This window comes from Neobacillus citreus (assembly GCF_018343545.2).
Lineage (GTDB): Bacteria > Bacillota > Bacilli > Bacillales > Cytobacillaceae > Neobacillus > Neobacillus citreus.
This window is the reverse complement of the sequence record NZ_JAGYPE020000004.1, coordinates 71,769-96,415: the sequence shown is the minus strand read 5'-3', so window position 1 is coordinate 96,415 and position 24,647 is coordinate 71,769. Positions and strand designations below refer to the sequence as shown.

Below are 24,647 nucleotides of genomic sequence, written 5' to 3'. Positions count from 1 at the left end.
GGTTCAGGCCCCTTTTACATCTTAATTTTCATTTAAGTACTGCAATGCGCTTCTGACAAAATATTGAACCCCTAGAATCAATGCTTCTTCTTTTACATCAAATTTTGGATGATGGTGTGGATAATTTTCGGCAGGGTTGTGGCTTCCCGCCCCCAAAAAGGCGAAGCATCCCGGTGCTGCCTCTGCAAATGCCGAGAAATCTTCACTACCCATCAATGCTGTACCTCTGACAAAATGCTCCTCACCAAAGGTTTCAATAATAACTTTTTCAACCATAGAGGTAATTTGTTCTTCATTGATAGTTGGACTGTAGCCAAAGTCATAGTTTAATTGATAAGTTGCACCATGTGCTTCTGTGAGTCCCTTTGTTAATTTTTCCAACCAGATTGGAATCTCCTTGCGAACTTCCGGGTCAAACGTTCGGACAGTACCGCCTAAGGTCACTTTGTCTGGAATGATATTGTTGGCCGTTCCCCCGTGGAACTGGGCAACCGTAATAACTGCTCTATGGCTGGCATCGACTTTTCTAGAGATAAACTGATTGATTCCATTTACCAACTGAACACCAATGGCAATCGGGTCAACAGTTTCTTCCGGTGCCGAACCATGCCCGCCTTTACCTTGAATGACAATATCAAAATCATCACACGCCGCAGTCACATGTCCGTAACAGAGCGAGAATTTACCCAACGGACCTTGTGAACCAAGGTGAAGTCCAATCACACCGTCAAGGCCATCTGCTGCCCCCGCCTTTACCATTTCCTGGGCGCCGCCAGGATTAAGTTCTTCTGCATGCTGGAAGAAGAAGCGAACTTCCCCTTTGATTTCGTCCTGTAATTGCGACAGAACTTTAGCTGCGCCAAGGAGCATCGCCGTATGTCCATCATGACCGCAGGCATGCATCACACCTATATTTTTGGAGGCAAATGGCAATCCTGTTTCCTCTAGGATTGGCAGGGCATCCATATCTGCCCGGAGCCCCAAGACTTTGCCAGGCTGGCTGCCGAATAAGCGTCCCATGACACTGGTTGGCGTGACCCTGGAAACTTCAATATTGCCAAACGATTGCAGTTTTTCATAAACGTAATTAGAGGTTTCAAACTCTTGGAAAGAAAGCTCCGGATTTTCGTGAAAATGTCTGCGCCATTCAATTACTTCTTCTTCAACTGCCTCTATTAGTTTCTGGATATCTACTACTCTTTCAATCACAAAATCCCCTCCACATAACGGGTACTTTTATTTTTCACCTAAGAATTTGAGGGCCGAGCGGACGAAATAATTGACACCTTTTATTAAAGACTCTTCCTTCACATCAAATTTTGGATGATGATGCGGATAATTTTCGGCAGGGTTCTCGCTTCCAGCACCTAGGAAAACAAAACATCCCGGTGCTTCCGCTGAAAATGCCGAGAAATCTTCCCCTCCCATGATTCCATTTGCAATGACTCGTTTGCTTTCTCCGAATGTTTCCACAATGGTTTGCTCCACCAATTTGGTGATATTTTCTTCATTTATGACAGGTGCGTATCCCAGCATATAGTTTAGTTCATAGGAAGCGTCATGGGCTTCAGTGATCCCTTTTGCAATTTTTTCAATCCAGACAGGAATTTGTTTACGTACTTCACGATCAAACGTACGGACAGTACCGCCAAGGCTTACGCGATCAGGAATAATATTATTGGCTGTTCCGCCATTGAATTTGGTAACAGAAATGACAGCGCGCTGGGCTGCATCCACTTTTCGTGAAATGATTTGGTTGATTCCGTTAATAATTTGAACACCGATAGCTATTGGATCAATCGTTGCATTTGGTGCAGAACCATGTCCGCCCTTGCCTTGAATATCAATATCAAATGCATCAGTCGCTGCAGTGACTGGTCCATAACAAACGGTAAAGATCCCTGAAGGAATTTGCGAACCAAGGTGAACGCCGATGACCCCATCAATTCCTTCTGTAACGCCGGCCTTCACCATTTCCGATGCGCCGCCAGGGAACAATTCCTCCGCATGCTGGAAGAAAAAGCGGATTTCCCCTTCTATTTCATCCTTTAATTGGGACAGAACTTTTGCAGCTCCTAAAAGCATGGCAGTATGTCCATCATGACCGCAGGCGTGCATCACACCGTCATTTTTGGAGGCAAATGGCAGCCCGGTTTCTTCTTGAATTGGAAGCGCGTCCATGTCAGCACGTAAAGCAACAACTTTACCAGGCTTTGCGCCGATAATCCTACCTAACACGCTTGTTGGCGTTGGACGGGATAACTCAATATTGCCAAAGGACTCCAGCTTCTCAAATACGTACTTGGATGTTTCTACCTCTTGAAATGAAAGTTCAGGATTTTCATGGAGATGCCTGCGCCACTCCACAACCTCTTTTTCAACAGCTTCAACTAATTTCTGAAGATCCAGCGTTTTCTCGACCATAAATTAAGCCTCCCTAAAATTCTTTTATTCAAGATAATTTTAGAGAAAAAGTACACTGAAATACAACAAAAATATAGAATATTCTAATAACGGTCAATATAAGAGTATTTTCTGAATCTAAGAAACCTTTTTCTTCCACTTTATATCATTTCAATTAAGAAAACATCCAGCTTTAGGTCTCAAGTACGAAATTTCTTTCTGGACTGATAGACAGCCTTTTTAATTTCCTTCTCCAGGTTTTGGAATAGGTTTTCGATTACCTTGATTGCTGCTCCATTTAGTAACCGATCAGGAGTCACTTCCATAGTCCCTGTTATCACAACATCAGCTTTAATAGTTAATTTGCAAGCCCCTTGCCAATCTCTTAGAAATAAATCAGACTGCGCCTGAATATTTCCAAGTTTGCTAGTTCCGTTTATTTTCAGGCGATAAAATGATGGGTTTTTCTCTTCTATACGTCTTATGTCGATCGCAAATACATCGTTGATTGGACCAATCCGGATATCAATTTCGCCTCGGTAGACACCACTTGAAGTTTCAACAAACGACTTGCAGTTTGGAATCGAGTTTTTTAGAACCGTTTCATCTTTCATCCACTTCCATACTAAATTTCTTGGCAAACCAAAGGCATGATTGTACTCAATCTTCAACGTTATCCCCCCATTGGGCATCAGTATTAGAACTCTATGTCAATCATTGTATTCATTGGTTACCGGTCATGTTAAAGAAGTATTGTGGTGTCTGGGCTATTCATGAAAATTTTCCATACACGAAAAAATTCCAAGCCAATATTGGCCTGGAACTTTTATGCTATTCATTCGGTTGTTTACTCCTGGACCAAATGACAACAGGGATAAGCAGCAAAGATAGAATCCCCCCTACTAGTGAAAGTATCGTGTAACTTGTCTGCGCAACTACCATCCCAGAAAGAACCCCGCCAGAAGCACCGGCAAGAGCAACCAAAACATCTAAGGTCCCCTGTGTCTTAGCGCGCGTGGACACATCCGTTGCATCGACAATAAGCGCCGTACCGCTAATCAACCCGAAGTTCCAGCCAAGCCCTAGAAGTGCAAGTGCAATCATAAGGACGAGCATTGAATCAGACGGTGCAAAAGCAGCAAGGACACCTGCCGTAAGCAAAGTAGCACCTGCAACAATGGACATTGCCGTACGGCCAATTTTATCAGCAAGTATTCCGGTCCCCAGAGATGGAAGGTACATGGCGCCAATATGAATACTGATAATTAATCCGATATCACTCAGATCATGTCCATGGTTTCTCATATGGACAGGTGTCATGGTCATGATGGCAACCATCACTAACTGTGTTAGGACCATCAGGGCAGCACCGACTACGAGTTCGCGCTTCTTCTTGAGTGATGCACCGATGGGTAGTTTTGAAGAAGAATCTCCATTGCTGCTATTAACTTCCGACAATAGCTTCGCAATCTTGAGAGGATCTGGGTGCAGGAACAACAACAACACGGAACCGGCCAGAATGAACGCAGCTGCCCCTAAAATAAACGGCCCAGCCAAAGCAGGGACGCCCACTGACAAAGCGAACCTGCCCATTACATCAATAAGGTTCGGCCCGGCAACAGCTCCGAAAGTCGTCGCTAACATGGTGATACTAATCGCGGTTGCCCGCTGTGAAGGACTAGCGAGATCGGTACCTGCATAACGTGTTTGCAGGTTAGCTGCGGTTCCGGCACCATAGATTAATAGTGATGCAAACAGCAGAATAATAGAATTGATGACAGCTGCCGTCACCACTCCAATCGCGCCGATCCCCCCGGCCAAAAAACCCGCTGCCAGTCCAAAACGGCGGCCGTATCGCTGCGACAGTCTTCCTATCAGAAGTGCTGCACCTGCGGAACCAAGAGTCAACAATGCAACTGGCAGTCCGGCAAACCGGTCGGTTCCCAGCATATTTTTGGCTAGCAGTGCCCCAACCGTTACACCAGCAGCAAGTCCTGCCCCACCGAGCATCTGGGAAATGACCGCTACCCCCAAAGTCCGCTTATATAACCTTTTTTGCCTTTCAGGCGAATCGATGTAAAGATGTATTCCACCCACTGGAATTTCTAAAACTTTGGCGTTATCGTCAACTTTTGGGTCAATCACCATTTCACCTCCCTTATATTTTTTAAATAGCTAAACCTTTTGACAAAATACCGTTTGCCGTCCTTCTTGGTCGTTCTCTTCAAAAAAGTGCACTTTCCATTCACTGAATTCGTTTAAAAGCTCTGTTGGCTTCAATTTATATTGATTGGATATCGTTTGGTATGCTGTCTTGGGTGACTGAAAATAGGTTTCCATAAAGAAAAATCCGTTCCTTTTTACCATGCTTTTGACAAACGGAAAGAGGGATCGGTCTAGGTAGTAGGTAATCACAATAAGGTCTGTTGCACTGAGCGCCATCTTAAGCTGCGTGACATCCGTTAAATCACAGACTCGCGGATTAATATTAAGTTGCTGTTTAACAGCTTGTTCCTGAAGAAAGTTGATGGCAATCTCTGATATATCAAGAGCCTCTACATGATAGTTTAATTGGGCAAGAAAAATACTGTTTCCACCTAGACCGCAGGCAAGGTCAAGGGCATTCCCGCCGTGAAGATGTACTGAAAGATCTTTCAATCTGGGATTGGGATCAGGCTCCTTTAACTCATTCAGGCGATCTTTGTATTTGGCGTTCCATTTAGATTTCATATCCATTTTATTACACCACATCCATCTTGTATAAATGCCTAAATTCTACCATACAAAAAGCCCACTAAAAAGGGGGCAAAATGAAAAATGAGGCCTGAATAGCACAAAAAAGAATCAGTCCCCTTTTAATTTGGAGTGGATAATTAGACGGTGAGTTCCTGTGGTGATAGGGTCGCAGGTGATCAATGTCAAGATCCGGTCTTGACCATTGGGATTTAAAACAGATAAATCATCAGGTTCCACAATTAAAACATTGTAAATATCGTAGGTATAGGCTTGTTTTTTGTCCTCCACCACAATTTCATCGCCAGGCTTTAGTTCATTCAAGCGGTTAAACATTCTTCCATACGATCGGCTGCGATGGGCTGCAATGGCGGCGTTACCGATTTCACCGGGAAGGGCCGTACCATCCAAATGGCTAGCACCAATTTTTAAATTGGCTTGACTTGCCCCTTCTAATATGGGCAGAGTTAGGTCTATCTTTGGTATTTTTATAATACCGGTCATGCCGTCCATTTCGAAATTTTTATTTATCAGGGCAGGCTCCTGAATTGTTCCACGCTCAGGAATAGGCTCCTTTTCCAGGCTTTCATCAAATGCCTTATTTAGACGTTGATAATTATTTTCCAGAGAGGTTTTGTTTCCTTGTTTTTTTTCATCCCATTTCTTTAACAGTAAATTTTGTTCATGGTTATGAAAAACCTCTGTAATTTTTGGATAAAACATAATCATAATGCCTAAAAGAATTAAAAGGACAGCAGTTAACTTTTTCATATATACACCTCAATAAAAAAATTGAGAGAGATATTAATCTCCCTCAAAGCTATGATTCTAGTTGTTTAGCTTTTTCCGTCTTAATAAATACACACCGGAAGCGGTAACGAGTAGTCCGAGTAAATAATAGCCAAATGGGCTTGACTCTCCTGTTTTTGGAAGAACCCCAGTTGTTGTGGTTTGTTTTATAGTTTCTTGTGCCGGAGGATTCTGATTTCCTTGATTTTGTGGAGGCGGGGTATTATTATCCGTACCTCCCGGATTTGGCCCTGGTTGATTTGGATTTTCTGAATTTCCTGGTTTATCTCCTGGATTGTCTCCCGGCTTATCTCCCGGATTGTCGCCTGGCTTATCTCCCGGATTGTCGCCTGGCTTATCTCCCGGATTATCCCCTGGATTGCCATGATCATCGTCATCGTCACCTGGCGGAGGCGGTGGTGGTGGAGGATAACATTTTTCCTGCCAATAATTGATGGTACCGTTTGCTTCGACACCGACTCTTACGTCGCTTACAGGAATGATAACCGGTTCCCTGTCCTTTATAATCAGCTTGAAGGCAGTGATATCATCCGTTACGTATTCAGCATTATCTTTTAATTTAAAATTCGGGGAATTCCCTGGTGCTTCCATCTTAGTCCAAACGCCTTTCCAAAGGACATAAACCTCTACTACGTTTTCCTTACAGTCATTTTTTAAATGAAAATGAATCTCTGTACTCTTATTACCCTTTTGATCCTGGTCGCCCAAGTTCCCGTTATTAGGATTGCCGTTATTCCCTTCCTGTTGTCCCCCGTTATTGTTCCCGTTTTCATTTCCATTCCCTTGACCGTTTGCGGCAACATAAGAAGCGGGAATGATTAGTAGGAAAATTAGTACATACATGGATGCCATTAACAACATCCTTTTTAGGCTAATCGTCTGCAATGCGCCACCTCTTTCCTAATTTAAAAACAAGTTGAATGCAGTTCTATACTATTCAACATTTTCCTCAATAAGTACGCTTCCTTTTTCCTATTTCTTTTTAATTAATTTTTTGATAAATCTGAATTTGTTTTACAAAAAAGGCTTTTCCTTGTAAAATGGCTTCAATAGTAAAAAAGTGGGAGGGGAAAAAATTTGAGTGAATTGTTTAAAGCATTAGTGGTTGATAAGACGGAGACCGATTTTTCAGTTGAGGTTAAAGAAGTTTCTTTTGACATCCTTCCTGAAGCGGAAGTACTAATTAAGGTTGCTTATTCCAGCATAAATTATAAGGATGGACTCGCCAGCATCGCAGATGGCAAAATAGTCAGGTCATATCCGTTTATCCCAGGTATTGATTTAGCGGGAGTTGTTGTCTCGTCTCAGGACCCACGCTTCCAAGAAGGTGATAAAGTTATCGCGACAAGCTATGAGATTGGGGTATCCCATTATGGAGGCTTCAGTGAATATGCACGGATTCCTGGCGATTGGGTTGTTCCGCTTCCGGAGAATCTTTCGCTGAAAGAAGCGATGGTTCTAGGAACTGCTGGATTTACTGCTGCCCTTTCTGTACAAAGGTTAGAAGAAAACGGTGTTACCCCTGCAAAGGGAAAGGTTTTGGTAACTGGAGCAACCGGCGGTGTCGGAAGTATCGCTGTATCGATGCTGGCCAAACGGGGATATGAGGTTGTTGCGAGCACTGGTAAAGCTACAGAGCATGATTTTTTACATAAGCTGGGGGCGGCTGAAGTTATCTCAAGGGATGAGGTTTATAATGGAAAAAATAAGGCATTGGATAAACAACTTTGGGCTGGTGCGGTTGATCCGGTCGGCGGCGAATCCCTTGCAGCAATTTTAAGTAAAATTCATTATGGTGGATCAGTAGCTGTAAGTGGATTAACTGGAGGAGGAAACGTTCCGACTAGCGTCTTTCCTTTTATTCTGCGTGGTGTAAACCTGCTGGGGATCGATTCGGTCTATTGCCCAATGGAAGTACGCAAAAAGCTGTGGGATCGAATGGCCACAGACTTAAAGCCGTCCACGCTATTGGATTCCATTGCAGTTGAAATTTCGCTAGACGACCTGCCTGAAACCCTGCCTATCATTTTGAAAGGACAGGCAAAAGGGAGATTCGTAGTAAGAATTTAAGCTTTTAAAAATTGAAGGACCCATCGGAATTAAGTTTCCAAAGGGTCCTTTTTCTGATTTATAATTGGAATATCTGGTCAATGCTTTGAATCTCTTGTGGTGAAAGCTCCACATCTAGCGTTTTTAAATTATGAAGCACTTGGTCTGCATTTTTGGCACCTGGAATAATCACATCGATTCCTTCACGTGTTAAATACCAGGCAAGTACCACATGAGCAACCTCTGCCCCTTTTGCATCGGCAATTTCCCTTACCTTCTCAATTTTAGCTAAGTTTTGCTCATACACTTCTTTCTGGAATTGCGGCCGTTTTTGATTCTTTTCACTAATCACTGTATTAATATTATATTTTCCCGTCAAAAACCCGGAGGCAAGCGGGTAGAAAGGAACAAAAGAAATATCATGTTCAATCGTGTATGGGAATAATTCTTTCTCTGCTTCTCTGCTTAATAAGTTATAGCCCCCTTGATAGACGTCGACATAGCCGTCTTTATTCGCTTCCTTTAACTGCTCGAGGGAAAAATTAGAGACCCCAATCGCCCTGATCTTCCCCTCATCTTTTAGCTGCTTCAAGGCCCCGACCGCTTCATCCTTAGGTGTATCTTGATCAGGGAAATGAATATAAAATAAATCTATGTAATCCGTTTGCAGGCGCGTTAGGCTCTCCTCTACTGCCCGCTTTAAAAAGCTTGGGGAATTATCGAGCGTCACTTCACCCCCAACAAATTTATGGGCGGCTTTTGTGGCAATCACAATCTCTGAACGATTTCCCCTTTCCTTGACCACTTCCCCGACGATTTCTTCAGAACGCTTTGGACCATAGATAAACGCAGTATCCAAAAAGTTAATTCCCTGTTCCAATCCTACCCGTACTAAATCCCTTCCTGCTTCCTCATCCAGGTTGGGAAATAGATTATGTCCGCCAACCGCATTGGTACCTAAACCAATAGGATTCACATATAAATCTGTCTTTCCAATTCGAATTTGCTTAACCATGTACCATTCATCTCCTTGTTTATACTATTTTGCAAGTTTCCTAATTTCCCTCAAACCAACGGCGAGCGTTATCAACCATCATATTGGTAACCTGCTCTTCCGTTACACCGTTTTTCTTCAATTCTGGAATCACTTCTTCTAACACAAAACTCATGCTCCACTTCGGAAATGTTTTTGCAGATGTTCCATCGGGATACCAATCATAGGAACAGCAATAATCCTGTGATAGGAACATGCGGTCTGCATACCCTAGTTTGGCCAACGCAATCACGGTATCGTTTCGGGATTCGTTTGAACATACTCTAGTTATTCCGTATCGATCCATGCCAATAAATGGTCCCCGCTCCAGTACCTGTAGGATGTACTCCTGATTGTCGGTATCCCCAGTATGCCCAATTAATACCCGTTTTGGATCCACACCCTCTTCTTGTAAAATATCAAGCTGTTTTAGGCCCGTTCCGCTCGCCGGGTGGGAATGAGTCATAATCGGTACACCGGTCATTTTATGGGCCCGCGCTGCAGCACGGATCACTTTTTCAACATCCCTGGTAACCCCTTGTGCATCGGTGGCACATTTTAAAAAGCCAGCCTTGATGGATGTGTTTTGAATGCCGACCTCGATGTCTCTGACAAATAATTCCGCCATATAGTCAATGCTGCGATTTTGGAAGTGAGGCGGGATGTAATGGTAAGAATAAATACCAGTAGCAGCGATAATTTGCACACCCGTTTCACGGGCCACTCTCTCAATAAAGCGGATATCCCGGCCAAGTTCCATCACCGTTGGGTCACAAATGGTTTTAACACCAAGTTCCTTCACTTTATTTACCTGCTCTACCGCTTTGGCAAATTCCTTTTCCTCGTCATATAAATGGGGAAATTGTACAAAGACAGCTTCTGAGCGGACACGCATATGTTCATGAATCAGCGTAACCCCAAGTTCAGAAGACTCAACTGGTCCAGTTACAGTATTTACTAATGTCATAGCCTAGTCTCCTTCTTTATTTTTCTAGCAATTTATCCAAACTCTCTTGTACTCTTGGTCTTGATGAAGTGAATTCTTCTAATTCCGTTTTGAAGGTACCATGAATCCGATTGATCATCCCTGCTACCCCAACAGTAGTACAAAGGACGAGTATTTGCCTTGGGGTAAAGTGTTCTCTGAGTCTGTCATATAATTCATCCTCAATTCGAACCTCAGTAGCCAGCCTCTCCGTATATTCAAGTACAAGCCATTCTATATCGGTATAAACAGTACTTTCCCTCCAGTGACGGAGGTGATCCACTTTATCTTTAGATAGTCCAATGCCCCGACCGAGCATAATATGGGTCGGTACTCAGTAATGACACTTGTATAATGTGGAGGTATAAAGATAAGCAAGTTCAGTCAGCTGAATATCTACCTCACCGGACCGGTACACACCAAAGATAAGATCCGAAACTCCTTCCAATACCTTAGGCTGATTGGCCAGCACCTTGAAAACATTCATTACGTGTCCCCCGGACGCATCCTGAATGAAATCTAAAGACTCCTTGACTTCGGGACTTGCCTGGTCATACTCTATCAATTCAATACGTTCCATCATCTACCAACTTTCTATTTCCACTTTATTGATAGTTTATAATTTTCAGACAATAATTGCAAAGCCAGGGTATTTCCTGGTTTGTTAATAGTGTTCTTAAACTTTTCACTAGTCGACAAATTGTATTCTAGCAATCTATTCTTCAGAAGTGCTAACAACTCTAAGCGTCAAATATCTTTCTATTTCCTCCATGGAATAACCTAATTCCGCCAATATTTCAACGGAATGTTCGCCTATTTCTGGTGGAGGTGAAAAATTCTGAGCATTGGTATCATTGATTTTAATAGGAACTCCAGTAACAAATACTGCGTCCCCTTGTTCACCCATATTCATTTTTCGAACCATATTCCTATCCTTTATTTGCGGATTGTTAATGATGTCCATTAATGTGTTAACCGGGCCGCACGCAATTCCAGCGTTTTGAAGAAGCTGAAAAACTTCCTCTTTTGTATACTGGATGGTCCACTCTGAAACCATCTTTTCCAATACATCCCGATTCTCCATTCGTCCCTCCTTGCTATTAAAGGGAGAATCGCTATTCAGCCATTCATTTTTACCTATGATTCTGCAAAGCTTTTCCCACATATGCTGAGCAGCGGGTGCAATAAATATATAACCATCCTTTGTCGGATACGTATTACAAAAGGCAAGAGGGTCACGATTGCCGATTCGCCGAGGCTCTATTCCCTTTAACATAACTTCAGAAAAATGGTAACCAAGCAAGGATATCATTCCATCAAGCATGCTTACATCAACATATTTTCCTCTCCCGGTTCGTTCTTTGTGCAATAATGCCAGCATCGCACCCATAGCCGCTTGTAAACCGGAAAGATGATCGGCAATATAAAAACCGACGTTGGTAGGAGGTCCGTCTAAATGTCCGGTAAGCCCTGCTAATCCACTCATAGCTTGAATGGTTCCATCGTATGCTCCATATTCTCGATAAGGCCCTGTTAAGCCAAAACCTGTAATATGGACCATGCTTATTTTGGGGTTAATTTCCGAAATAGTTTGATAGTCTATTCCTAAACGCTCAGGCACCCCAGCACCATAATTCGTAATGAGAAGGTCCGCTGTTTCTACAAGCCTATGAATGATTTCTCTGCCTTCTTCGGATTTTAAATTGATAGAAAGTCCTCGTTTATTTCGGTTCTGGGCAGCGAAATACAGGCTTGTATCCTCATGGAAAGGACCAGCCATTCTTCCTACTTCCCCCTCAATCCGTTCTATTTTGATTACTTCAGCACCGTGGTCACTAAGGATTTGACTGCCGTAAGGTCCCGAAATGTAATGAGTAAAATCTAAAACCCGAATGCCAGATAGAATTGACATACCGGTCACCTCTCTTTTTATATTTTTTTATAAAATGTGGGAATAGCGACTTTCCAACACTTATATGTTTGCTTTTTTAAAAATTGTTTTATATAAATGGTATATTGAACATAGTAACCATAAAAAAAGAGAGGAAATATCAAATGAAATGTTTTTCGATTGATCTGGATGGAACGTTATTAAACTCAAAACATGAAATATCAGATGAAAGTTTCAAGGTACTAAAGGAATTACGGGAACAGGGACATCAGATTATTTTTAACACAGGCCGAGCTTTTGATGATGTGATTAAATATGAGCATGTGCAAAAAATAGCAGCTCCCATTTTTACTATTAATGGGACTGTTCTATACTCTGAAACAAGAGATGTCCTATACGAAGCATCTTTATCGGTTTCCATCTATAAAGAGCTGATGCAAATTTTAAAAGAAATTGGAATGTGGATTATGGTCTATACCAATAAAGGTGGTTTTCCATGTCGATATCCAGCGCTTCAAGAAAAAGATCCTGAAGAAATCGTGAAGATTTTCCATCATTATGATTACGATCAAATTCTAGATAAGGATGATATTAAAATTTACAAGATTATGGTCGTCGCACCCGGGAACCAACTTGAAAAAATTGACCAAGTCAAACAAGCAATCGAGGGGAAATTTGCAGTCTCCATGGCCTCTTCTTACGTTCACGTAGTCGAAATTACCTCTATTGAGGCAAATAAAGGAGAAGCACTGCGACGATACCAACAATTAATGAATATCCAGTTTGATGAAATTTTTGCGTTTGGTGACGGTGGGAATGATATCTCCCAATTTAAAGCAGCAACTACTTCCGTCGCAATGGCCAATGCCCCCCTATATGTTCAGCAGGAAGCGGATATCGTCTCTAAGTCAAATGATGAAGATGGATTTGCCTATGCGGTTCGGAACTTATTAAATATCTAGCATTTCTTGACTAAGGCATCATTCAAAAACTAAACAAATTCGGGGCGTGTCTTTCACGCCCCTCCTTAATTTCTTGATCAAAACTTTAAATTAGGACGAATTATTTGTTAGTTAAATATTATTTAATACGCTCAAAAAAGGAAGAGGCGGAAAAGAAGCAGGATCTGCTTTTAAATCAATAACCACTGATCCTTCTGTTGCAAAGGCCTCCTTCAAAGTTTCTTCGATTTTTTCTGGAGAACTCACTCTAATACCTTTTACGCCGCATGCTTCCGCCACTTTGGCATGGTCAACGGCAGTCAGGTCACAAGCAGATGTATTTCTTCCCCAGCGGGCCTGCTCAGCCCATTTTTGATAGGCCAGAACTTCATTGTTTATGACGGCAAGCACCACATCTATTCCGTGCCGTTTACATGTTTCCAGTTCACTCCAAACATGAGCAAAGCCGCCATCTCCTGATAAACAAAAGACCTTTTGATTTGGTTGTGCTACCTTTGCACCCATTGCCATCGGAAGCCCCCAGCCAAGACCTGCAATTCCCCGTGGAAAAATAAATTTTCGACTTCCTTTTGCCTTGATATAATTGGCCAGCCAAACAGACGAGAAGCTTGCATCCGCCACAATAATATGATCATCTGTTAATTGTTTTTCAAGTTCGGCTAAAAATCTTTCCACTCTAATCGGCGAATGGTCTATGTTTTGGATTTTTTCTGCTTCCTCGGTATGAGCTTTTCTTGCTTTGGCAATTGCTTCTACCAGACTAGGACGCTGTTTATCTCTTTTTTCGAGATTCTTGCGTAAAAGGGCGTTTTTCAATGCTTCTAATGTTAATTTTGCATCTCCCGCTAATCTTAAAGATTCATAGTTGCGGCCAATTTCCAATGGGTCAATATCGATGTGAATAAATCGTGCATCTTTAGAAAATAGTTTCCAAGAATCGGTTCCATTTTGGTTAGTGCGATTTCCCACCAATAAAATGACATCGGCCTCTTCAACCACTGGCCTCAAGAATTTTGTGGCGCCGCCTTTACCCATGTAGTAACCAATCGGTCCGATGGTTAACGGATGTTCTTCATCAACTGAGCCTTTTCCCATCGTCGTTGTCGCGACAGGGATTGAACATTCTTCTTGAATTTGGCGAAGTTCGTCGATAGCCCCCGATGAAATGACACCTCCGCCTGCATAAATAAATGGACGTTCTGCATTTGCGAGCAGTTCAGCAGCCACTTCGATTCGGGACGGGTCTGCAATAGTCCGGTCCAAAGGGTAAGCAGACAGGCAAGCCTTTCTTTCTATTTGTAAAGGGTTTTTCTTCGTATCGAAGGAAATATCTTTTGGAATAAGCAAAATGGCAGGTCCAGGCCGCCCGCTCGCTGCAGCGGTAAAAGCCATGTCCACGTAATCTTCGATTCTAGCTTCTGCTGGAACTTTTTTCACCCATTTGGCTACACCTGAGAAAAGCTTTACATGATCAAGCTCCTGAAAGGAGTTTTTTTCCTCCTCAGAAATCGGCACCTCATCAACGAGGGCCACTACCGGATGGGAGGCCTTTAGGCATTCTGCCAGCCCAGGAACCAACAATGTGGCAGCGGGTCCATTCTGTGCCGCTACAACCGCTACTGTGCCAGAACACATCGCGTACGCTTGCGCCATATAGGAGCCAGCATTTTCCTGCCTGAATCCGATTTGTTTAATTCCAAGATCGGAACAGGCAAGCATAATCGTTTGTGGATTACTTTGCCCAAAAATAAACTTAACACCATGGCGTTTTAATGCTAAAGCAAATCTCTCTGCATTAGTTAATTCCTTGGTTGAAATCTCAGTTTCCTTTTGTGTTTCTGTAACATTGGCCATTTACAATTCCCCTCCTCACTCTACCTTTAAAACAATCTTTCCGGTATTTCGATTTTCCGCCATATACTGATGAGCTGAAGATACATCTTTCCAATCAAAAACTTGATCGATAATCGGAGCCAGTTTTCCTGCACTGAATTTTCCTCTCGAAAATTCTTCAAACTGACGGGTTAAATCGATTTTAAATGCTTTGGTCCTAGACCTAAGTGTTGACCCGATAAATTGGATCCTCTTCTGAAGGAATGGGCCTAAATGCGCTGAGGTCAATGCTTGTCCGCCCAGGGTCCCAATTAAAATCCATCTTCCATCGATCCCAATTGACTTTACATTTGCTTCCCAATAGGAAGCACCGATGAAGTCCATGATTAGCTGGACACCCTTTCCATTCGTGATTTCATGGACTTTTTCCGAAAAATCTTCTTCCTTATAATTAACGGTATAGTTTGCGCCGAGAGATACACAGCGGTCTAATTTTTCAGCAGAGCCAGCAGTCACGATACTTACCGCACCTATTTCCCTTGCAATCTGGATGGCAGCTGTTCCAACACCGCTAGCGCCGGCATGAATCAGCACATGATCTCCCGCTTTTAAATTTCCTAATACAACCATGTTTAAATAGGCAGTCAGAAAGGCCTCCGGAATCGCTGCAGCTTCCTCAAACGTCATCTCTTCCGGTATTCTCATCCCCATGTCTGCCGGAATGACCACCTTCTCTGCATAGCCGCCGCCCGGCAATAGGGCATAAACCCGGTCACCTTCCTTCCAGTCTGATACACCATGGCCAACTTTTTCAACCACACCTGCCATCTCCAAACCAATAATGGTTGATTCACCAGGTGGTGGCGGATATAACCCTTTTCGCTGCAGTAAATCCGCCCGATTTATGGCTGTTGCTTTCACTTTTACAAGTAGGTCACCCTCGCTTAGGATCGGGTCATTTACTTCTCCGATATATAGATCATGATTTTTTTCGTTTACTAGAACAGCTTTCATCTAATCATTGCCTCTCTTTCATTTTCAGTTTCTCTGGGGGTAAATAAAACTTTCGGGCCGCCATTGTTTAGGCATTCCTCAAAACCTTCTTTAAAATCCTTAAGTTCCAAGTATTTTTTTACAATTAAGAGGACTTTGGTCTGCAATTTTTCCATTAATTTGATGGCTGTATGCCAATCCTCTTTTATGGCAGCGATACTGCCAGTCACTTTTAATTCTTTATAAGCGATGTCCATAAAAGATACATTTGTTAGTTTCGAGGATGTACCTATCTGGATAAATTGTCCTTTTGGACGCAGGACGGAAAGTCCTAAATTAACACCGTTTTCATTCCCGGAGCATTCGAAAACGATATCAATGTTCATATTTTTCTTTTTTAATAGACTTGGCAAATCCCCGGACATGACTGTGGTATCCACGCCCATTTGCGAAGCGATTTCGAGGCGGTCTGTATCTGCTTGCGTCCCACAAACTAACACTGTTGCCCCAAATTGTTTTGCTACAAGTACCGTAAATAGTCCGATGGTGCCCGGTCCAATAATTAAAACTGTATCTGTTGGTGTAATATCAGCCTTATACACACCTCTTACCGCTACAGACAGCGGTTCAATTAACGCACCCGCATCATCTGAAATCGTATCAGGGACAATATAAACCTGCTGTTCATGAAGTTTTACAAACTGGGCAAAGACTCCATCATAATCGAAACCAATTCGCTTACGATGAGAGCACAGATTAAATTCTCCACTGTAGCAGTAGGTACATTCTTGACAGCTGCTGTATGTAGGATGGGCAACAATCCGGTCCCCGATCACTGCTTTAGTGACCTTTTCCCCCACTGCGACCACTTCTCCGATAAATTCGTGGCCAATAATGACTGGAGGCGCTTTAGGATCACGGTGATAATTTCCTGTATATAGCTTTAAATCTGTTCCGCAAATACCTGCCCGCTTTACTTTGGCTAATATTTGGTATTCTCCTATTTCCGGAACGGCGATATCCTCTAAGGAAACCTGTCCATCTTTTAACACTACGCTTTCCATTTCGAATATCCCCCGTTATTTTTAATGAAAAAACCCTCAGCTGAGGGCTTTTTCACCTAATATTCTGTGTTTCTATCAAATTAACAAACCTACCTAGGTATAACCGGCAGCAAGATATGGGATGGATATTCTTCATTATGAAATACTTTTTGTGAAGCGGTAATGAACTCCCTGCTATCAATTCCAGATTCACCCGTGTTCGTATTCCGGTCAAAGCGCGGGAAATTGCTGCTTGAAATCTCCACTCTCATCTGGTGCCCTTTTTTAAATAAATTACTGGTTGACAGTAAATCGATTTCATAGCGGTACACTTCATTTGGTGTGATGAGGGAAGGCGGCTGATTTTTATCTCTGTATTTGGCTCGGATAATGCCATCCGCTATGTTAAACGCTTTCCCGTCTGGATGGACATCGACCAGTTTAGCGGTAAAGTCAGTGTCTACCGCGGAGCTTGATGCATATAAGACCACTTTTACCGGGCCAGTTACCTCAATGTCTTCCTCTAAAGCCTCACTCGTATAGACTAAAATATCATCGCGCACTTCCAAATGCTGCTGGTCGATTGGTCCGCGAAGATAATTCGCCGGCATTAACAAGTTGCCGCCTAGCGTTGGCACTGGATTGGCCGGGTCATAAACATAACTATCGTTTGTTTCCTCCAGCGGCGGTGTTGCGGATAGAGTACCATCGCCATCTTTCGTATTGGCCTTGCCATTACTTTGGAAATAGTAAGGTGTATAAACGGTTCGTTTCAGCGGCCATTCCTGCTCACTGCGCCATTTATTTTCGCCCATAACAAATAGTTTGACTGGCGGCTCTTCCGTGATACCGTTTTCGATTCCCTTTAACCAATGGTCAAACCATTTTAGTTGTAAACTTGTTAAATCCGTTTTCAATTCAAGCAGCAGGCTGGATGTGCTCATGCCAAAATTGAGATCCCCTACGATTGAGGCAAACCCTGCATGTGCCCATGGACCAATCATAAGCTTAGTATTCTTCTTTTCTTTTAGTTTTTCATAATGCTCGAGATCCTGCCCTAATAAAAGATCATACCAGCCAGCCATTCCAAAAATAGGTACTTCAATATTATCTGACTTTTCCCTAACACTGATTTCCTGATGGTATTCGTCTCTTAAATCATGATTCAAAATATCATGAACGAACGCGGCATAGCCTTCCCCTAGTTTGAGCCATTCACTGTCTCGGATCGGCAATTGCGAATAGGCAGCTTCTTCTATATGGTCAATGGAATCGAGAAGTGTCATAAACTCCTTTAAAAAGTCCGCTTTTCCTTGTTTAGCCTTTACGACTGCATTCGGGCCAATCGTCGACATACTCCAAGAGACTAGTAAACCAAGTTCAAGCGCGCCGCCGCGGTACATGTACACATCGGTTCCCCATGTGATGGGAAAAATTGCTTTTAAGCTTGGCGGCTGCATGCTGGCAGCCTGGAATTGAGTCATGCCCATATACGACAGGCCATACATGCCGACGTTTCCATCCGAGTATGGCAAGGAGGCAGCCCACTCTACCGAATCGTAGCCGTCGTTATATTCATTTTTATAAATATAAAAAGGAGCTCCCTCTGATTCAAAGCGGCCGCGCACATCTTGAATGATGACCACATACCCTTTGTGGGCGGCAGCGATTGGATCCAATACCATCGTGGTCAGGGGAAGAAATTCCTTATTATAAGGGGTTCGTTGTAACAGAACGGGATATTTTCCATCTCCATCGGGACGAAAAACCTCAGCATACAAGGTGGTGCCATCTCTCATAACAGCTGGGACATTCTTTTCGTGAATGATTTTACTCAACAAAATCCCTCCATTTTGAATCGGTCGCATTGGTCTATGTTTACTTGCGGATAAAGGGCACTCACTTGCGGATAACCCATTTTTACTTGCGCTATGCCATTTTACATGCGCATAAGCGCTCTTTATTTGCGCATAAGCCTACTTTACTTGCGATACTGGTTCCAAATAAGTTTGAAATGCCTTTTCATATGCATGACAAGCCTGCAAGACAAGTTTATCTGCAAATCTGTTTCCTGCCACCTGCAAACCGACAGGCAACCCGCTGCTTGTCAACCCAACTGGCAATGAGGCCGCAGGGTGTCCTGTTAAATTATAAATTTGTGTAAGCAACCAATCTGTGGAAGGGTTTACACTTTTTCCGTTAATCAAGGACGGACCTGGTAAGTGGTGTTCGAACGCTGTTGTTGCCAGAACAGGTGAAAGTAACAAATCATAATTGTTTAATACATCTTGGATTTTTTTCCATACAATCGTTCGTTTAAGTTCAATCGCTTTATAATCAATCGCACTAAGCTTTCTACCGATTGCGATCATTTTGGCCATGCCATCCGAGAAGCTTGCGGGATCGTTATCGAAATATTCGCCGTAGCTGGCAGCAAATTTCACGCACCACATTCCGGAGAAGGCACGAGCTAGTTCCTTTAAGCTTAAACCTAGATCAAGGTCAATCTCTTCCACTTCACAGCCAAGATCAGCATAATGCCCAACCGCTTTGTCGATAACTTCGGCAACATCATCCGAAATTTCATACAGACCGAAGTTACGGGTATAGGCAATCTTTAGGCCCTTCAAATCCCTGTCAAGGTCCGTGAAATCCTCTCCTGAATCCGGAATAGAATTTGGATTATTCACATCATAGCCGGCCATAACCGAAAGTAGCAACGCAGCATCTTCCACAGTTCTTGCCATCGGCCCATTATGTAAATACGGATGTTCGGACCCAAATAAATTGAGACGATCCTCATGAGGAACCAGACCAAAGGTTGGCTTTAACCCAAAAATACCTGTCAGTGCTGCCGGAATGCGGATGGATCCGCCTCCATCGCTTCCTTCGGCGAACGGTGCAAGTTTAGCGGCCACAGCTGCAGCAGAACCGCCGCTTGACCCCCCTGGAGTTAACCTGTCATCCCAAGGATTTTTCGTCACCCCAAACAGTGGGTTATCTGTAACCCCTTTATGGCCGAATTCCGGTGTGTTTGTTTTTCCAAGGACAATCCCGCCCTCAGCCTTAATTCTTTGTAAAAAAATAGGGTCATAATCCGGAACATAATCTTTAAAAAGTGGAGATCCATATGTAGTTAAAATCCCTTTGGTGGGGGTTAAATCCTTGATGGCAATCGGGATACCGTGAAGCTTGCCAACGTTTTTTCCCTTCATCACGGATTCCTCAGCTCTGATTGCTTCTTCGAGAGCTTGTTCATTGATTGTCACATATGCATTCCATTTGGAATTGTGTGTTTCAATTCGATTTAAAAAGGCTCTTATTACCTCGACTGGGGACAATTCCTTTTGTCTGATTAACTTGCCTAACTCTATCGCCGTGAAATCTGTAATGGACACGCCATTCACTCCTTTTTGGGTTAGTCTTCCTTTCTATTATACTTGAATTTATCGTCAATTTTAATTATTTTCTGAATATTTGTTTAAAAAAAGCGCAAGGAACTCTCGAAACCTAGTTCCTTGCGCTTATCTTTTATTTCACCATCTTATTCAATAGAAATTCTACTTTTTCGATTAAACGCCCTTTTGAGGCAGAATCCCAATCCATTTCATTTATGGTTTCCTTCATATTAATAAACCACATTTCCGCCCGTTCTGGAGCGATTTGAAAGGGATGCCGATCCTTAACCTGATTCTCATGATCGTGAGTTGTTTCTTCAGACACCAGTCGATTGATAAATGTGCGTTGACGATTCTTTAACTGTTCAATGTCCACGTTTCTTTCTTTAAACATGTTGATATAGTAATCATCCTTCATCAACCTATCATAAAAGCGGTCCACGAACTCGTTAACTTTTTCCTGATCCAATATTTGAGACATGACAATACCTCATTTCACTATAGTAGCAGTAATTTCTACTACCATTATAGTGTAAACCAAAAGGAGAAACTGTGACATAAATCACAATATAATGATTCACACAGCTAAGATCCCTTGATCTGCTTGTATCAAATGAATCTGCTTATTTAGCTTGTAACAGTTTAGCTATGTCCTATCTCCTTTATAAAAATACCTATATGTAATTTACATTTATATGTGTTAAAAATAAAACTTGATGATATACTAAATTAAGTCTAATCAATATCGATTTTTTCACCATAATAATATAGGAAATAAAGGTTTTATCCAAACCCTAGGAGGAATGAACTTTGAGTGGGGTACAAAAAAGTTGCTCCGAAATTCCTTATTTACGTCTCGGTGCCGGTGAGCCATTAGTTTTCATTCACGGACTTGGTGAAGTGAAGGAAGGTTGGTCAGATCAATTCGAATTAGCCGATCAGTTTGACTTAATTATTCCGGATTTACGTGGACATGGTGAGTATCATTTTCCCGGTGAAATATCCATTTATAACTTTGCCTACGATGTGATCACATTATTAAAAAGCCTTGGAATTGAAAGCGCACACATTTGCGGTTTATCAATGGGCGGAATGGTGGCACAGGAAATCTATCGTCAGGCACCAGAAATGTGCCGCTCCTTGCTGCTAGTAAGTACATTCCATTATGCCCCAAAACAGTTTGGGGAATTATTTTTAAAATACCGTCGTGCTCTGGTAAAGAATAAATCGTTGGAAGGTATGAAAGAAACTGCCGCCAAGACTTGTTTATATTCTTGGTCAAAGGAAAACTTCGAAAAGTTTTTCCGATATTATCAACCAAATAAAGAATTCTATATCCAATCGGCGGAAGCGTGTTTGAAAGTGAATTATTTAAGATTACTTTCAAACATAACTGTACCTACCCTTATAATCGGCGGACAATATGATTCTGTCACTCCAGTTTGGATACAGTACTTAATGCATAAGCAAATTGCCCACTCCGAGTTTGTTATATTTAGAAATACTGGTCATGTTGCCAAGCTTGAGGCAAAAGATGCCTTTAACAAAGAACTTCGTAACTTCTTAAATAAACTTAATACCGCAAGTTAGACTCCCCCCCATTATTACTAATTCCATACTTAAAGCCCCTCTCAACCAAGAAGGGGCTTTCTTTATAATACTACCAATTTTTATTTCTTCCAAAGCCTGTTTCATTCAATACTCTGCTATATCGCAAGCTTAGATAGTAGGTTCGTTTCCAGAGTTTTTCCTGACCAAATGGACGATAAAGGTTCCGAAGAAGGTGGTGATTAAAACGCTGAAGAATATGATTTCATCAAAATGAATTCCAAATGAAGAGATAATCATTTTTACTCCGATTATGGCGATTAATATAAAAGAAGTTGTTTCAAATTCCGGTACTTTATTAATCAATTTTAGGAATAACTGAGCGACTCCCCGCATCATTAAAATCCCTAATATTCCGCCTAGGAACAAAACCCATTCTTCATTGGAGACGCCAAATGCGGCAACAATGCTATCAAAGCTAAAGGCAATGTCCATTAACTCCACCGTTAACACGGTCCTCCAGAAGCCCATTCTTTTAGGCCGAACCTCATCCTCTTCTTCTTTTTTCAAAAATAAGTTCTGCAGGACAATAAACAGCAAATAGTGGCCGCAGACAATCTTGATCCATGCAATATGAATTAAGGAAACACCTATGCCAATGACCAATAATCGAAAAAAATAGGCGCCGAATATTCCATAAAATAATGCCTTCTTTCTCTGTTCCTTTGGCAGATGCTTCACCATTACTGCCAACACCAAAGCATTGTCCGCAGATAATAATCCTTCAAGAATGATCAATGAACCAATAATGCCCCAGCTGGCATGATCAAAAGCTACAGATTCAAAAGCCTTTAATGAAAAAAATGTACTATAATTGTGGATTATTTCTTGAAGGAATTCCATCAGCATGTTTACTCCTTTACCTTAAGCTAGAATTCTCTGTTTTTTACCTACAGATTGAAGGTTTGTCCACTTTAAATTGACCGTCCTTTCCTTCTCTCTAAATTTATGAACTGCTTTGCGATATATGAATTAAAAATATTTAAAGTACACAAAGTCCCTTTTCCTGTACCTTTCTTTCCCAGAAAAAGCAGGATATCTGATAGTTTTTCAGAATACATTATAAAAGACTGAAAGAGGTGGTTGTTGGATATGCTTCGGGCTGAAAAAATGGAAGTGAAGGATGGTCTAGCGGCAATTGAGCATTTTTTTCAAAAAGGCTGGACGGATGGTCTGCCAATTGTTCCGCCGACGGAAGAGCGAATCTATGAAATGTTGCAAAGTGTCAATATGGAACCGGACACCATTGTTGGTGCCATTCCTGAAAGAGGAAGAGTTTTTACAGCTGAAATAGTAGCCATAAATGCGGTCATGGCAGGTTGTTTGCCAGGATATTTCCCGGTCGTCATGGCATCGGTACAAGCCATCTGTGAACCTGAATTTGGACTGCACGGACCAAGTGCCAGTACTCATGGTGCTGCCATCATGATTGCCGTAAATGGTCCCATTGTCGAGCAAATTGGGTTAAACTCTGGTGCTAATGCCTTTGGCCCTGGGAATCGGGCAAACGCCACGATTGGACGGGCAATTCGCTTGTTGATGATCAACGCCGGCGGTTCTCCAGAATTCGACCGCTCGACTCTTGGCACCTCAGCCAAATACAGCTTTTGTTTTGCTGAAAAAAAGACGGATTGGACACCTCTTCATGTTCAAAGAGGATTTAAAGAAAATGATAGTACAGTTACTGTGTTTGCCTGTGAAGGCCCAAATCAAATTCAAAATCATGGTTCCCTTAACAGCGTTGGAATTCTTCGAACGATGTCGGACCGGATGAGTGCTTTAGGTACCATGAATATGGCGAGTGAAACGGAAATGGCGGTTGTTCTTTGCCCTGAACATTACCATCACCTGCAAAAGGAAGGCTGGTCTAAGGAAAGTGTTCAGCAATTTCTCTACGAGAATGCAAAAAGGTCAATACGTGATATGAAACATGGCGGAATCATCGATGCGCCCATTGATGAGGGAGATGAATATAAATTTAAACACGCTATTCCTTCCCCTGAACAAATCCTTTTAATGGTAGCCGGCGGGGAAGCGGGAAGATTTTCCGCTTGTATGCCGGGATGGTTTAGCTACAAACAGTCTAAAGCCGTCACAAAGTCGATTAAAGCCGCAACAGGATTCACCTGACACGAGTGCTCTTAACCAATCGGTGATTGGTTTTCATAATTACTTTTCAATAGAAAGGATGGCTGCGATTTGAGTTTAATTGTGTTTAATCCTACCTCTGGTCCTAGTTTAAAAGAATTGCGAATGGCGAAAAGAGAGAAATCTTTGGAAGGCAGTGTCATCGGGTTAGTCGATAACGGAAAGAAGAATTCAGACACCGTCATTCATTTTCTGGCGGAACGTCTTCAGCAAAAATATAATCTGAAGGATGTCATCCACCATAAAAAATTATCTTTTTCACATGGTCTCACCGATGCAGAGGCTAGTATGCTTGCCGAGAAATGTGACTTTATCATCTCCGGGGTCGGGGATTGAGGGTCCTGCAGCTCGGGCAGTTTGCTCGATGGGATTATTATGGAAAAACACGGCATCCCGACAGTTGTTCTTAGTACTGAACCTTTTATTTCGTCAAGTAGAGCCATGGCCGTTGCCCATGGGATTCCTGATTACCCTTTTGTAACCATTCCTCATCCAATTGCGGCGACGGAAAAAGAGGTTCTTCATAAGTGGGTAGAGAAGATTGTTGGCGACGTTGAAGAGATCCTATTAAGAAGTTTATAAAGAGAATAACCTGCTAAGATGGGTTCGTCCGTCTCGGCAGGTTATTTAAATTAGGTACCAAATAAGAAACCGACTTATAACTTATTACCTTTCTATAAATAAATCATTTTATAAGTCCACTTCCACTCTTGATTTCTAGATACTTTGGTATTATGAACTCTTTATAAGACCACTTC

The 24,647-nt window shown here is 42.2% G+C and carries 24 protein-coding genes; 5 read left to right on the top strand and 19 right to left on the bottom strand.

The genetic code is table 11. The annotated features are described in order from the left end of the window. Positions 1-21: 21 nt before the first annotated feature. From KHB02_RS04065 to KHB02_RS04035, 7 genes are all read right to left on the bottom strand, one after another. The gene (locus KHB02_RS04065) at positions 22-1,209 is read right to left on the bottom strand and encodes a M20 metallopeptidase family protein (RefSeq protein ID WP_213139912.1); all 1,188 of its coding nucleotides are present in this window, start codon (positions 1,207-1,209) and stop codon (positions 22-24) included. 27 nt (positions 1,210-1,236) lie between these two features. Then, on the bottom strand, positions 1,237-2,424 hold the full coding sequence (locus KHB02_RS04060) for an amidohydrolase (RefSeq protein ID WP_213139911.1): 1,188 nt from the start codon (positions 2,422-2,424) through the stop codon (positions 1,237-1,239). A 179-nt stretch (positions 2,425-2,603) separates the two neighbouring features. Continuing rightward, positions 2,604-3,074 (bottom strand): SRPBCC family protein, encoded by a 471-nt coding sequence (locus KHB02_RS04055; protein WP_213139910.1) that lies wholly within the window; start codon positions 3,072-3,074, stop codon positions 2,604-2,606. Positions 3,075-3,234: 160 nt separating this feature from the next. After that, complete coding sequence (locus KHB02_RS04050; RefSeq protein ID WP_213139909.1) at positions 3,235-4,551, bottom strand: MFS transporter; 1,317 nt, start codon at positions 4,549-4,551, stop codon at positions 3,235-3,237. Between the two features lie 27 nt (positions 4,552-4,578). Continuing rightward, positions 4,579-5,139 (bottom strand): class I SAM-dependent methyltransferase, encoded by a 561-nt coding sequence (locus KHB02_RS04045; protein WP_213139908.1) that lies wholly within the window; start codon positions 5,137-5,139, stop codon positions 4,579-4,581. 108 nt (positions 5,140-5,247) lie between these two features. Continuing rightward, a complete protein-coding gene (locus KHB02_RS04040; protein ID WP_213139907.1) occupies positions 5,248-5,907 on the bottom strand; it encodes a class D sortase in 660 nt (219 codons plus the stop codon). A 57-nt stretch (positions 5,908-5,964) separates the two neighbouring features. Then, a complete protein-coding gene (locus KHB02_RS04035) occupies positions 5,965-6,831 on the bottom strand; it encodes an LPXTG cell wall anchor domain-containing protein (protein WP_241113706.1) in 867 nt (288 codons plus the stop codon). A 192-nt stretch (positions 6,832-7,023) separates the two neighbouring features. On the opposite strand from KHB02_RS04035, the gene KHB02_RS04030 reads away from it, so the two are divergent. Beyond that, entirely contained in the window at positions 7,024-8,016 is a 993-nt protein-coding gene (locus tag KHB02_RS04030; RefSeq protein ID WP_213139905.1) for an NADPH:quinone oxidoreductase family protein, read from the top strand. A gap of 58 nt (positions 8,017-8,074) precedes the next feature. Here KHB02_RS04030 and KHB02_RS04025 read toward each other — a convergent pair whose 3' ends face one another. From KHB02_RS04025 to KHB02_RS04005, 5 genes are all read right to left on the bottom strand, one after another. Beyond that, complete coding sequence (locus KHB02_RS04025) at positions 8,075-9,010, bottom strand: aldo/keto reductase (RefSeq protein WP_213139904.1); 936 nt, start codon at positions 9,008-9,010, stop codon at positions 8,075-8,077. A 40-nt stretch (positions 9,011-9,050) separates the two neighbouring features. Then, positions 9,051-9,995 carry a phosphotriesterase family protein gene (locus tag KHB02_RS04020; RefSeq protein WP_213139903.1) on the bottom strand — a complete coding sequence of 315 codons (945 nt, stop codon included), beginning with the start codon at positions 9,993-9,995 and terminating at the stop codon, positions 9,051-9,053. Between the two features lie 16 nt (positions 9,996-10,011). Beyond that, positions 10,012-10,332, bottom strand: coding sequence for a carboxymuconolactone decarboxylase family protein (locus tag KHB02_RS04015; protein WP_241113705.1), 321 nt, complete (start codon positions 10,330-10,332; stop codon positions 10,012-10,014). A gap of 15 nt (positions 10,333-10,347) precedes the next feature. Then, a complete protein-coding gene (locus KHB02_RS04010) occupies positions 10,348-10,596 on the bottom strand; it encodes a hypothetical protein (RefSeq protein ID WP_213139902.1) in 249 nt (82 codons plus the stop codon). Between the two features lie 132 nt (positions 10,597-10,728). After that, complete coding sequence (locus KHB02_RS04005; RefSeq protein ID WP_213139901.1) at positions 10,729-11,925, bottom strand: CaiB/BaiF CoA transferase family protein; 1,197 nt, start codon at positions 11,923-11,925, stop codon at positions 10,729-10,731. A 143-nt stretch (positions 11,926-12,068) separates the two neighbouring features. On the opposite strand from KHB02_RS04005, the gene KHB02_RS04000 reads away from it, so the two are divergent. Beyond that, positions 12,069-12,866: an HAD family hydrolase gene (locus KHB02_RS04000; protein ID WP_213139900.1), complete on the top strand. Its 798-nt coding sequence runs from the start codon at positions 12,069-12,071 to the stop codon at positions 12,864-12,866. Between the two features lie 111 nt (positions 12,867-12,977). Here KHB02_RS04000 and KHB02_RS03995 read toward each other — a convergent pair whose 3' ends face one another. The 6 genes from KHB02_RS03995 to KHB02_RS03970 form a co-directional block, all read right to left on the bottom strand. Continuing rightward, the gene (locus KHB02_RS03995) at positions 12,978-14,720 is read right to left on the bottom strand and encodes an acetolactate synthase catalytic subunit (RefSeq protein WP_213139899.1); all 1,743 of its coding nucleotides are present in this window, start codon (positions 14,718-14,720) and stop codon (positions 12,978-12,980) included. A 15-nt stretch (positions 14,721-14,735) separates the two neighbouring features. Further along, positions 14,736-15,713, bottom strand: a complete 978-nt coding sequence (locus tag KHB02_RS03990) for an NAD(P)H-quinone oxidoreductase (protein ID WP_213139898.1) — start codon at positions 15,711-15,713, stop codon at positions 14,736-14,738. After that, positions 15,710-16,756 carry a zinc-dependent alcohol dehydrogenase gene (locus KHB02_RS03985; RefSeq protein ID WP_213139897.1) on the bottom strand — a complete coding sequence of 349 codons (1,047 nt, stop codon included), beginning with the start codon at positions 16,754-16,756 and terminating at the stop codon, positions 15,710-15,712. Before KHB02_RS03985 ends, KHB02_RS03990 begins: the two co-directional genes overlap by 4 nt. A gap of 89 nt (positions 16,757-16,845) precedes the next feature. After that, entirely contained in the window at positions 16,846-18,573 is a 1,728-nt protein-coding gene (locus KHB02_RS03980) for a CocE/NonD family hydrolase (RefSeq protein ID WP_213139896.1), read from the bottom strand. A 138-nt stretch (positions 18,574-18,711) separates the two neighbouring features. Continuing rightward, positions 18,712-20,133 carry an amidase gene (locus KHB02_RS03975; protein ID WP_213139895.1) on the bottom strand — a complete coding sequence of 474 codons (1,422 nt, stop codon included), beginning with the start codon at positions 20,131-20,133 and terminating at the stop codon, positions 18,712-18,714. A 133-nt stretch (positions 20,134-20,266) separates the two neighbouring features. Continuing rightward, complete coding sequence (locus KHB02_RS03970) at positions 20,267-20,614, bottom strand: globin domain-containing protein (RefSeq protein WP_213139894.1); 348 nt, start codon at positions 20,612-20,614, stop codon at positions 20,267-20,269. 329 nt (positions 20,615-20,943) lie between these two features. Between KHB02_RS03970 and KHB02_RS03965 the strand changes: the two genes are divergently transcribed. Then, the gene (locus KHB02_RS03965; protein ID WP_213139893.1) at positions 20,944-21,723 is read left to right on the top strand and encodes an alpha/beta fold hydrolase; all 780 of its coding nucleotides are present in this window, start codon (positions 20,944-20,946) and stop codon (positions 21,721-21,723) included. A 129-nt stretch (positions 21,724-21,852) separates the two neighbouring features. On the opposite strand, the gene KHB02_RS03960 is transcribed toward KHB02_RS03965, so the two are convergent. Continuing rightward, positions 21,853-22,590 (bottom strand): TerC family protein, encoded by a 738-nt coding sequence (locus KHB02_RS03960; protein WP_241113704.1) that lies wholly within the window; start codon positions 22,588-22,590, stop codon positions 21,853-21,855. Between the two features lie 243 nt (positions 22,591-22,833). Between KHB02_RS03960 and KHB02_RS03955 the strand changes: the two genes are divergently transcribed. Next, the gene (locus tag KHB02_RS03955; protein ID WP_213139892.1) at positions 22,834-23,871 is read left to right on the top strand and encodes a hypothetical protein; all 1,038 of its coding nucleotides are present in this window, start codon (positions 22,834-22,836) and stop codon (positions 23,869-23,871) included. Positions 23,872-23,940: 69 nt separating this feature from the next. Then, positions 23,941-24,471: a UGSC family (seleno)protein gene (locus KHB02_RS29730; protein WP_273701394.1), complete on the top strand. Its 531-nt coding sequence runs from the start codon at positions 23,941-23,943 to the stop codon at positions 24,469-24,471. The last annotated feature ends 176 nt before the right edge of the window (positions 24,472-24,647 follow it).